General features: G+C 55.5%; 7 protein-coding genes. All 7 read right to left on the bottom strand.

What is annotated here, in order from left to right; genetic code table 11:
* Positions 1–98 precede the first annotated feature (98 nt).
* Positions 99–2114 carry a PAS domain S-box protein gene (locus tag NTW95_05725; protein MCX6556916.1) on the bottom strand — a complete coding sequence of 672 codons (2016 nt, stop codon included), beginning with the start codon at positions 2112–2114 and terminating at the stop codon, positions 99–101.
* Positions 2115–2216: 102 nt separating this feature from the next.
* The gene (locus NTW95_05720; GenBank protein MCX6556915.1) at positions 2217–3983 is read right to left on the bottom strand and encodes a response regulator; all 1767 of its coding nucleotides are present in this window, start codon (positions 3981–3983) and stop codon (positions 2217–2219) included.
* Positions 3980–5038 (bottom strand): chemotaxis-specific protein-glutamate methyltransferase CheB, encoded by a 1059-nt coding sequence (cheB, locus tag NTW95_05715; GenBank protein ID MCX6556914.1) that lies wholly within the window; start codon positions 5036–5038, stop codon positions 3980–3982. The genes NTW95_05720 and cheB overlap by 4 nt, the downstream gene beginning before the upstream one ends.
* Positions 5039–5062: 24 nt before the next feature.
* Positions 5063–7285, bottom strand: coding sequence for a response regulator (locus NTW95_05710; protein ID MCX6556913.1), 2223 nt, complete (start codon positions 7283–7285; stop codon positions 5063–5065).
* Between the two features lie 15 nt (positions 7286–7300).
* Positions 7301–9487: a PAS domain-containing methyl-accepting chemotaxis protein gene (locus tag NTW95_05705; GenBank protein ID MCX6556912.1), complete on the bottom strand. Its 2187-nt coding sequence runs from the start codon at positions 9485–9487 to the stop codon at positions 7301–7303.
* 59 nt (positions 9488–9546) lie between these two features.
* On the bottom strand, positions 9547–10083 hold the full coding sequence (locus NTW95_05700) for a chemotaxis protein CheW (protein MCX6556911.1): 537 nt from the start codon (positions 10081–10083) through the stop codon (positions 9547–9549).
* The coding region (locus NTW95_05695; GenBank protein ID MCX6556910.1) for a chemotaxis protein CheR at positions 10080–11472 on the bottom strand (1393 nt) is incomplete at its 5' end. The genes NTW95_05695 and NTW95_05700, both read right to left, overlap by 4 nt.

The raw sequence follows: 11472 nt of genomic DNA, 5'->3' as shown, positions 1-11472 counted from the left end.
GATTTTGCTGTCCAGCATCGCCTCCTTGGCGAGCCTGGCATCTCCTTCGTTGTCCTCGACGAGGAGGATGTCGACTAACTTGCTGTTGTGTTGTTGTTTCATTTTGGTTCTCCTTTATTATTATGGTCTTCAGCCGGCAGGGTGAAGAAAAAGACCGATCCCTTCCCGGGCTCGGATTCCACCCATATCCGCCCGCCGTGGCGTTCGACGATGCGTTTGCACAAGGCGAGGCCGATCCCGGTTCCGGGGTACTCCTTCTTGCTGTTGAGACGCTGGAAGATCTGGAACAGGCGCTCGAAGTGCCGGGGCTCGATGCCGATGCCGTTGTCGCTGACTTTGAAAAGTCTGAGACGGTTATCATGGAGATCGTCCTCCGCGCTGATGTGAATTAGCGGCGCCACATCCGGACGTTGGAACTTGATGCCGTTGCCGATGAGATTCTGAAATACTTGCACGATCTGGGTACGATCACCGAGCACCATGGGAAGATCATTGCTGGTTACCAGCGCCCCGGACTCCTGGATTGCAACCTGCAAGTTCTTGATCGCCTCGCCCAGCGCGTCGTGCGCGTCAAACAATGCCGGGGGCTGGCCGCGGGTCGTGACGCGCGAATATTCCAAAAGATCCTGTATGAGCCTCTGCATGCGGTTGGCGCCGTCGACCGCGTAGCCGATAAAATCCTTCGCATCCTGGTCGAGTTTGTCCTTGTAGCGCTGCTCCAGCAACTGGGTGTAGCTCGACACCATGCGCAGCGGCTCCTGAAGATCGTGCGAGGCGACATAAGCAAACTGCTCGAGTTCTTTGTTAGAATTCCCGAGATTTTCGTTCGCCTCACGCAGAGCTGCTTCGAATTGCTTGCGCTCGGTGATATCCTCAATAGTGTCATCAAAATAAACCTGACCGCTTGCGTCGATCTTTTTAACCGCTGTTATGCGGCACCAGATCGGCTTTCCCTTGAGGGTCTTGAACTTGATTTCCTCCTTTGCAGTGCCCTTGGCTACGATGGCATCACTAATGAATTTGCGCTGGCTCTCGTCCCAATAGATTTTGCTCGGGTGAAGGGCCATCAACTGTTCGCGGTTGTCCGCTTCGAACAGTTTGACCATCGCCGGATTCAAATCTACGAAAGCTCCTTCCGGGCCCGGTGTGGTACGGAGAATGCCGATATTGACGTTTTCGAACAATTCCCGGTAAAGCTGCTGTGCCGCAGCCAGCTTAGACTCCGCGAGCTTGCGCTCGGTGATGTCCTGCATGCCGCCCTCGAGGTACCCCAGTTCCGGGTACGTTATCATCGACATGATCACGGTGCGGATCTCCCCTGACTTGGTGCGCAGGTCGATCTCGTAGTTGTTGACCGTCCCCTTCTCCCGCAGCAGCCGCACCAAATCCTCGCGTTGCTCCGGATGGGCCCAGGCGATGGCGCTGGGTTGACCGACAAACTCCTCGCGGGTCAAACCGAGTATCTCGCAGAGCTTGGGGTTCGCGTCGAGCACTCTCGAACCGTCTATCCTCGTACGGAAGATGCCGATGCTCGCGTTCTCTACCAAATTACGGTAATTCTCCTCGCTGTTCCTCAATGCTTTCTGTGCCGTACGCTCCTCGGTCTGGTCACGGAAGACCATTACCACGCCCGTCACTTTATCATGCGCATCACAAATGGGTGCACCGCTGTCGGCGATGGGTCGCCGCGTTCCATCGCGGGCAATGAGCATCGTGTGATTGGCGAGCCCGACAACTGCGCCTTCGCGAAGGACGCGCGTGACCGGGCTCTCGACCTCGGCACCCGTCTCCTCGTTTATGATCCTGAACACCGCGCCGGCCGGCTGTCCAAGGGCCTCAGCCTCCGGCCACCCGGTCAGCTTCTCGGCCACATGGTTCATCTGTACGATTTTGCCGCCCGCGTCGGTGGCGATTACCGCGTCGCCGATGCTGTAGAGAGTGGCCTTGAATCGCTGAGCCTCGAGCTCGAGTGCGGCGATGCGGCGCCGAAGGGCTTCGTTCTCGCGCATGAGTTGCTTTTGGTCCTTCTGCTCCTTGGCCATTTTTTCACCTTTCGCTTGGCGGATACGGCTGTCTGGATCGGACAATTTTCCGGTTTTATCTTTTCCGCTCATTATTCTCTCCTTGGTGGAGCGTCCAAACGTCTGAAAATAACCGATATATAAAACGCAAGCATTTCTGCAAACCTGTAACTCTTGCCTGGACCAAAATTTCCATCATGGGACGGCCACTGGAAATTTCAAACTGAAAACAGTTCCGGCAGAACGGTCCAATGCGATTGAACCGTTGAGCTGTTGGCTCAGCATTTTGACAAGCCGCAGTCCCAGGGTTTCCGATTTCTCAAAGTCCAAGTCGGCCGGCAGCCCCACCCCGTTGTCGGCCACGGTCAATTCGAAGGCAGGGGCATTTTCTCCATCCGTAGGGGCACGGCGCGCCGTGCCCCTAACTGGGACCGTGCCCGTATCTTCTGTAGGGGCGTAAAATTTTACGCCCGTACGTTCTTGAAATGAAATGCAAATCTCGCCCGGCTGCCCGGCGGGGAAAGCATGCTTGCAGGCGTTGGTGATCAGTTCGTTCAGGATCAGTCCGCAGGGGATGGCGATATCCAGGTTCACTTCCACTCCGGCCGCCTGCACCTGGAAATGGATATCGCGATCCGCTCCGAATTGGGCGCGGATATGGGCGCTCATCGTCTCAATATAATCTTGCAGATTGACGCGGGCCAGGTCTTTGGATTTGTGCAGGTTCTCGTGCACCTGCGCCATGGCGCGGACACGGCCTTCCAATTCCCGCAGCAAATCACTGAAGGCTACATTATCGGTTTTCGCTTCCTGCATTTTGATCAGGCCGATGAGGGTCATCAGGTTATTTTTTACCCGGTGGTGAACTTCTTTTAACAGTACTTCCTTTTCCGCCAGGGAATTTCTTATTTTTTCTTCGGCCTGCTTGCGGTCGGTGATGTCCTGGTAGATGACCTGAAACTGCTTGGTGCCGTTCCAAAGAATCTCCTTGCGAAACACCAGGAGATGACGAATTTCTCCATTTTTTCTGACGATGTTGATTTCATATTCGCTTGGTCCGAAATCTCCCCGCTCCCGATCTTTTTTTCTCATTTGGAATTCGGCATAGCTCTGAGGGGTATAGCGCTCCTTGATTGGAACTTTATTCAGTTCCTCAACATTTGCGTAGCCGTATATATCCAGAAGCATTTTATTGGCGTAAATAGTCTCGCCTTTGTCTGCCGCGACACGCACCCCCAGCGGCGAGTCATCCAGCGAGCGTCGGAAATTCTTCTCTGATCTCGTTAATGCCTCGAGAGCTATTTCTTTTTGCGATTCAGCCAGTATGCGCTCCTCGATCTCCTCGGATAGCGTTGCCGTTCTTTTTTCCACCAGATCTTCCAAGTTTTCATTCAACAGCTTCAACTTTTCCTGTGTTTGGGTCAGTTCCTTGTTCTTATACACCGCCGCTTCATAGGTTGAAATGAGCAGTGTGAGTATTTGCTGCCGAGTGGCTGTGATAAAACTTCTTTTACCTGCAAATGTGATTCCCACTCCAACGCTGTCGCTCTCATTTTTTTGGATTCCCTTATTGGCATGGATTTGTTTAATATGAGCAATCAGATAATCTTCGCTAAAAGGTTTGGTTATAAAATTATCAGCTCCGCAGGAAATAGCTTCAAGTACATCTTCCGAACGAAAAAGAGATGTAAGCAGTATAACTGGAATGTCCATGGTGCTTTTACATGCTTTTATTTCTTTGCACAATTCATAACCGCTCATTTCCGGCATGACAATATCGCTGATGACCAGGGAGGGGCTATGCTTACCAACCATTTCCAAAGCTTCTTTGCCATCCTTGGCCACCAGCACTTTATAATTCTGTTTCTCAAGCAGGTACTTCAATTGTTCTGCCTGAGTCGGACTGTCCTCGGCGATCAGAATTTGGACGCCGTCAATTTCTGAATTCTTTTTATCTTTCATAAAATCACCTTTTCATTTTTAATTAAGGCAATGAGCGTGGTGGTGATGTCTTCCGGTGCAAGAATATAGGTTGCCGCATTGAGTTTTATTGCTTCGCCGGGCATGCCGTGGACAACTGAACTTTCTTCATCCTGGGCAAAAGTAATCGCCCCTCGTTCTTTCATCATCTTTAATTCCTCTGCTCCGTCTCTGCCCATGCCGGTCAACAGCACCCCGACCGCGGCCGGGCCCAATACCTGAGCGACAGAACGGAAGAGATAGGAAACCGAAGGCCGAAGGCCGTTTTCAGGAGCAAGGCTGCTGAGCGCGATGCGCGGACCGCTATCCAGACCCAGGTGAAAGCCGTCCGGGGCTACATAACCGTGCCTGGGAACCGGACGCTCGCCATGTGTTGCGACCTGCACCGGGAAACCGGATGCGTTGGAAATCCACTCTGCAAAACCTTCCGAAAAACCCTGCGCGATGTGCTGGACAATGAGCAGGGGAACAGGAAAGTTTTGCGGCAAACCCGAAAGGATCTTGTTAAGAACCGGGGGCCCGCCAGTGGAGGCGCCGATGGCAACCGCCTGGATGACGGCTGTTTTAGGCAGAGGCTTCGCCATGGCCGGCGGCGCGGCAATGCGCGCTTTGACGGCATGGGGGACTCGTTTTACGACCTTAACCTCGGACATCAATTTTACGGTCTGGATCAATTCTTTCGAAGCGGTCTCAAACTCTATGTGGTTAAAGCCCGGCGGCCGGCGGATAACGGCCAGGGCGCCGGCTTCAATTGCCCGGAATGTGGACTCGACCTCATCGCCTCCCAAATTTCCACTGACGATAACAATAGGGGTTGGCAAGGTTTCCATGATCCTTCGGGTCGCCTCGAAACCGTCCATCATGGGCATATGGATGTCCATGGTGATCACATCGGGTTTGTTCTGCCTGATGGCTGCCAGTGCTTCCAAGCCGTTGTTTGCCGTCCCCACAACCCGGATCGCTGGATCGGAGGTGAGAACGTATGTCAAAAATTCCCTGGCCACGGGCGAATCTTCAACGATCAGGACTTTGATCACCCTTGGCTCCATTTTTACATCCGCTCACAGAAACCTGCGCAGCACTTCCAGCAAATTGCTTTGATCAAAACTGCTCTTGATGATATAGGCGTTCGCGCCGGCTTCGATGCCGCGCTCCTTGTCTGCCCGCGATTCGAGCGCCGTCACCAGCACCACCGGCAGCTCGCCGAGCTTTTTATCGGCCCTGATTTTTGTGGTAAGCTCAAAACCGCTCATCCTCGGCATATCCACATCCGATACCAGCAGATCGAATTCCTGGCTGCGCAGCTGGCTGAAAGCGTCTACGCCGTCGACCGCGGTCGCCACCTGGTAGCCCGCTATCTCCAGGATGTTCTTCAGCAGCGTGCGCGATGTGATTGAATCTTCGGCTACGAGGATCCTTCCTGTTTTTACCGGGGTTGTTTCGGTAACCGCCTCCTTGCGGGTGACTGCGGCTGAGCTTACGGCCGATTTCATCAGGTCATGGACATTGAGCACGGGCACGACCCTGCCATTGCCAAGAATGGTAGCGCCGGCAATGTTGCGCACGCGTTTCAACTGCGCGCCCAATCCTTTCACCAGCACTTCCTGTTCCTGCAGGACCTCATCGACTAAAAAACCCATGCGCTTTTCGGCGGAAGTGAGAACCATGATCGGCATGGTGCTTGACTCAGGTCGGCCGGGAGCTTTTTTCCATGCCAACCCGTTTTTCCAGAGGGGTAATGCCAATGTGTCACGCAGGCGGGCCATGGGCAGTATTTGCCCATCGAGCTTGATTGTTTCACGGTTTTCCACCGTTTTAATGTCCTCCTTACGCACCCTTAAAACACGTTCGACATTCATGGTGGGCAGAACAAATAGTTGCGCGCTGGCCTGCACCAGAACGCCCCTGAAAGTGGCGAGCGTCATGGGCAGGAGAAGCCGAAAGGTGGTACCCGCGCCGGTTTGGCTTTCCACAGACACGGTGCCGCCAAGCTTTTCCACTTTTTCGCGCACGATCGCCAGGCCCAGGCCCCGCCCCGAAATATCCGTAATAATGGGGCTGGTTGAAATTCCGGAATGAAAAATAAGCTGCAGGGTTTCCTCGGGATCGGGCCATTTTTTGGCATCTGTCTGCCGGAGGCCAAGCTTTGCCGCTGCCGCGCGGACTTTATTCAAATCAATGCCCGAGCCGTCGTCCGCTACGGTAATTCCCAGCTGGCGGTTGTCTTTGGCGACAAAGCTGAGCCTGATGGCGCCGCAGGGCGGTTTGCCTTCCCGCGTGCGCTCTTCGGGCTTTTTTATGCCGTGGTCAACGCCATTGCGTACCAGGTGGACGAGCGGGTCTTTCAGTTCCTCCAGAATTCTCTTGTCAATTTCAATGTCCGCGCCTTGAATGGTCAGTTCCACTTCCTTGCCCTGGGCGCGGGCAAGATCGCGGACAAGCTTGGGGAGGATCTCCACCACAGAAGCAAGCGGCAGCAGCAAAAGCTCCTTCATCGCCTGCAGATGATCGTCCACCATGTGCTTGAGCGCGCGCTGGTCCTGTTCAACGGCCTTGGTCGTGGCCGCCACCCGGCTTTGCAGCGCGCCCAGGCGCTCCTCGTTCCATTCCGGCAACCCGGCCCGATCCTGTCCCGGGGAGTGACGATCCTGCCATTTGCCTGATTCGGCCTTCCATGAAGAGAGCGCGCGATTGATCTCCTGCAATTCAGCAGCGCGTTGGCCTGCGGCCATTTTGGCAGAAAGCATTTCCTCGGCCTGGAGCAGCAGGGGATCCAGCTTTGCTATTGGAATTCTCACGGTTTCCGCCTGCGGCAAAGGGCTCTCCAGGCGCGGTTGCGGTACATTGTTTTCGGGCTTTGCCGCCAGCGGGAGGCCTTTGGCGGCCTTGTCCAGCTGACAGGCGAGCTCCCCGTTATACGCTGGCCCTGTTTTTACCCCTTCCGCGTCCGCAGACGGAACAAGCCGGGCAATGCCGTCTACGGTTTGATGCAGCAAATCCAGCAGTGTCGGCTGCAAAGCTATTTCCTGTCGTTTCAGTGCGGCGAATACGCTCTCCAGGGCCTGGCATAGAGATTCGATGTCCGCCAGGTTCACGGAACGGGCGGCGCCCTTGAGGCTGTGGGCCTCCCGGAACATGGTTTCGATGCCATGCGCCTGTTTTTCCGCGTCCGTGGTTTTTTCCAGTTCAATCAGTCCAGTGGACAGGGCGCGTACATGCTCCTCCGCTTCGATCCGGAATGTCTCCCGGAGCCGTTTGAGGAATTCACCGTTTTTCGCATCCATCGTCTGGGACCGCCTTTACACTTTGACTTGTTCCACCAATTCCCTGAGTTTTTGACCCAGTTCGTACAGGTTCTTCGCCGCTGCTTCCACCTGCTTGATGTTCATGGCGGTTTCGGTCCCCGCCAGGTTGACATTCTCCATGGCCGTCCCGATCTGGTCCATGCCCACGACCTGCTGCTGGCTGGAGGCCACGATCTGCGTAGAGGCCTGGACCGCCGCCGTGATGCTCTCTACCAGCGCCCGGACGGCCTCTCCGGCCTGCACGGACTGCTTCACTCCGGCTTCAACGGCCTTGCTCCCCTGTTCGGTGGCCATCACCGCCGCGCCGGTCACCTTCTGGATGTCATTCAAAATGGTGCGCACCTCCATCGTGGCTTGCTTGGACTGTTCGGCCAGGCTCTTTATCTCCTGCGCCACGACCGCGAATACCTTGCCTTGTTCCCCTGCCCTGGCGGCCTCGATGGCGGCATTGACGGCCAGAAGATTGGATTGATCGGCAATGTCGGTAACCGAGGCGATGATGCCGCCGATGGATTTCCCCTGCTCGCTCAAGCGAACGATGGTCTGGGCGATGGATTCCATTTGCTCGCGGATATTGCGCATGCCGTCCGCTGTTTCTTCCACGGCCTTCTGCCCGGTTCGGGAGATCTGCTCCACGCGCTGGGCGCTGTCCGATACGTTTTTCGCCTTTTGCGAGGAGAGCTGCACGGCCTGCCGCACTTCCTCCACCGTGGTCGTGGTTTCGGCGATGGCGGCCGCGTTTTCAGCGGCGCTGGAAGCGACCTCGGTGGTCGAAGCCAAAATTTCGCTGGAAGAAGTGCCGAGGACGTTGACCGTATCCTTTACCTGCGATAACACGTTGGTAAGTTTTTCCGTCCGTTGCTTCACTATTTCTTCAAGTTGTTCGCGATACTTTTTCATTTCCTCATCGCTGCGCTTGCGCTCGGTGATGTCCTCGATGGCCAGGAGGATGATCCGCTCTTTGCCCGCTCCCTGTTGAATCTGCCGGGCATTCAAAAGCATGATGCGCCGGCCGATGTTGGCAAATTCGTGTTCGACCTCGTAGTTGTCAAAGCTCGCCTTTTTGGGCAGGATGGTTTCCAGCAGTTCGCGCAGCTTGGGGATATCCCACTGCTTGTTGCCCAGGTCATAGATAAGCTGCCCTACGGTTTCTTCGGGCTTTACCTTGAAAAAATCACAGAAGGAGCGGCTGACGGTGACCACCCGGAGGTCCTGGTCCAGGGAGATCAGGGGTTCACGCACGGTGTTGATCATGCTCTCGGCGAATTCGCTGGCGGCATCCGCGGTTTTTTTAATGACCGCCAGTTCTTTCCGGGCATTTTCCAGGCCGGTTTCAATTTCCTTGCGCTCGGTGATGTCCTCGATGGCCAGGAGGATGGTCCGCTCTTTGCCCTCGCCCTGTTGAATCTGCCGGGCATTCAATAGCATGACGCGCCGGCCGATGCCGGCAAATTCGTGCTCGACCTCAAAATTGTCAAAGGATGCCTTTTGCGGCAGGATGGTTTCCAGCAGTTCGCGCAGCTTGGGGATATCCCACTGCTTGTTGCCCAGGTCATAGATAGGCTTCCCCACCGTATCTTTGGGCTTTACCTTGAAGAAGTCATAGAAGGAGCGGCTGACTGTTACCACCCGCAGGTCCTGGTCCAGGGAGATCAGGGGCTCGCGCACGGTGTTGATCACGCTCTCGGCGAATTCGCTGGCGGCATCCGCGGTTTTTTTAATGACCGCCAGCTCTTTCCGGGCCTTTTCCATCCCGGCTTCAGTTTCCTTGCGCTCGGTGATGTCACGGGCCGAGGCAAAGACGCCTTGCACCTCACCCGCTTCGTTTTTATACACGCTGGCATTGTAAAGCACATCCGTGGTCCGGCCCGACGTATGGCGGATGGCGAGCGGATAATCCTTGACCATGCCCTGGGAGAACACCTGCTTGTATCCTGCCCGCGCCTTGGCCGGATCCGTGAAGAAATCGCTAAAATCCCTGCCGCTAAGACGCTTGCGGGAAACGCCGGTGATGTCCTCGAAAGCCTTGTTCACATCGGTGATCTTGCCTTCGGGACTGATGGTGACCAGCGGATCAGGACTCGCCTCGATCAGGCTGCGGGCATAGAAAGCGGCGGCGTGCGATTCCGTATCCTGCTGTTTTGGTTCCGTGGTTCCTTTGACTGCTTTTGACATTTTCATTCTTGTCTCCTTTGTTTTGTTCCCGGATCGTCCCGGGAACACGGCTGTATGCTTTTACTCTAAGTAACATCTTCGTGCACGATGATCTTCTCATCGCCCAGGATTTTTCCCGCAGCCAGGATGATCACGTGCCCGGCAGTGATCCCCCGCAAATATTCCGCCCCGATCCCGGTAATGGTGCAGGGCGGCGCCTGGATCGCGTCAAGGGGAACGGAGCGGATCCCGGGGACGGCATCGGCCAGGACCCCGAATTCCATGCGGCCGTTTTGGAGGACGATCACCTTGTTGAGCTCGCCGAGCCCTTTGTCCGGCAGATTGAAAAACTTTTTAAGATCGACCAGCGAAAGGATCCGCCCGTGTACGTTGACGATGCCGAGAACAAAAGGCGGTACGCCCGGCAGCGGCGTGAAATCCTTGAGCGCCTGGACTTCGCGGACAAACGAGGATTCGATGCCATACGTTTCCGACGCCAGGCGGAACTCGACTATTTCAATAAATGCCCGGGACCCAACGGTTCGCTCGGGTTCTTTGGCCAAAGCGCGCGCCCGCGCTTTGAGGATGGAGTCCTTGCCTTGCAATAAATGACCTTGTTTCATGCCAAGGCTCCGGTCGCCATGGTGGCAAGAATAATTTCCCTGAATCTGCCGGCCGTCAGCCATTCGGCTTCGGGCAGGATGTCTTCGGTCCGGTTCCCCTTTAAAAGGGCAAGGACGTTCTCGAAATGTTTTTTTGCCGCCCGCTTATTGCCCTGGCGCAGCCCCAGATTGCCGAGGGCAAAGTGCGCCAGGAGAAAATTCTGATCGAGATAAAGGGTCCGTTTCAGGGAAACACACGCTTCATCGATTCGATCCAGCTCCTGAAGAATGCTGGCCTGCAGAAAATGCAGCCCGGGATCAAGCTTATTGGCTGCCAGGGCTTCGGCGCACAGCGCCAACGCTTCGTTTGGCTTGCCCTGGTCGGCAAGCGCCCTGATCAAATGGGCCTTGTCCGGTAATGTTTCTGCTTCAGTTATCTCTAGGGGCTCCAGGCCGCTTGCCGGCGCGGCTTGTTCAAAAACAGCGGCATTTTCATCTGGGGGCAGTGATTGGCTGCCGGTTGCCAAAACCTTTTCATCCTCTTTGAACTGGAATAGCGGCGGCGATTCATGCGGAAAAACAGCCGGCAAATGCGCCCACTTGGTTTCCTTGCGGTAGGCGATCGCCCCGGGAAACTTGACCGAGACGAATTGCGGAAATAAAAATTGGGAAAGTTCGCTGGCGCCGACCATCAGCCATCCGTCTTCCATTAGGGAGCGATAAAGGCCCAGCCCGATATGCTTGACGCTCTCCAGCGCAAAATACATGAGCACATTGCGACAAAAAATGATATCCATGGCGTTGGTGTTGTTCTGGGGTGTGGGATACAGGTCTTGCGCCAGGTTCAGGCAGGCGAACGTGACCATCTCTCGGATTTCCGGCAGGATCGCAAACACCCCGTCTTTTTTACGATCAAAGTACCCCTCCATGAGCCAGGGCGGCGCGTTGCGGAACGACCATTTCCTGTAAACGCCGGCTTTGGCCTGGCGCAGGATGCGCGGGTCGATATCGGTGGCCAGAATGGTGATCCGCCAATCTTTAAGGGCGGGTATGGCCCGGTGGAGCGCTATGGCAATGGAGTACGGTTCCTCGCCGCTGGCGCAGCCCGCGCTCCAGATCCTTATGCATTTGCCGCAGTTTTCACGCGCCCGGACAATAGCGGGCAGAATCTGGGCGACCAAGGCTTCAAACAACTGCGGCTCGCGCCAGAAATAGGTTTCATGGATGGCAAGATGGCTCACCAGGATATCCATCTCGTCGGGGTTCAATTGAGCCGACAGCAGCCATTTAATGAATTCTTGTATGTCGGTAATCCCGAATTCTTTGGCCGCGGAACCCAGCCTGTGTTCCAGATCGCTCCAGCGCTCCTGTGGAAAGTGCAAGGCGGTTTTGGCCGCGATAAATTCGCTG

The sequence above is a fragment of the Candidatus Aminicenantes bacterium genome, assembly GCA_026393795.1.
GTDB lineage: Bacteria > Acidobacteriota > Aminicenantia > UBA2199 > UBA2199 > UBA2199.
This window is presented reverse-complemented; position numbering and strand designations above follow the sequence as displayed.

What these genes read in the sequence shown, in the direction of transcription:
- NTW95_05725 (MCX6556916.1), bottom strand. Translation starts at nt 2,114, where the DNA reads ATGAGCGGAAAAGATAAAACCGGAAAATTGTCCGATCCAGACAGCCGT.
- NTW95_05720 (MCX6556915.1), bottom strand. Translation starts at nt 3,983, where the DNA reads ATGAAAGATAAAAAGAATTCAGAAATTGACGGCGTCCAAATTCTGATC.
- NTW95_05710 (MCX6556913.1), bottom strand. Translation starts at nt 7,285, where the DNA reads ATGGATGCGAAAAACGGTGAATTCCTCAAACGGCTCCGGGAGACATTC.
- NTW95_05705 (MCX6556912.1), bottom strand. Translation starts at nt 9,487, where the DNA reads ATGAAAATGTCAAAAGCAGTCAAAGGAACCACGGAACCAAAACAGCAG.
- NTW95_05700 (MCX6556911.1), bottom strand. Translation starts at nt 10,083, where the DNA reads ATGAAACAAGGTCATTTATTGCAAGGCAAGGACTCCATCCTCAAAGCG.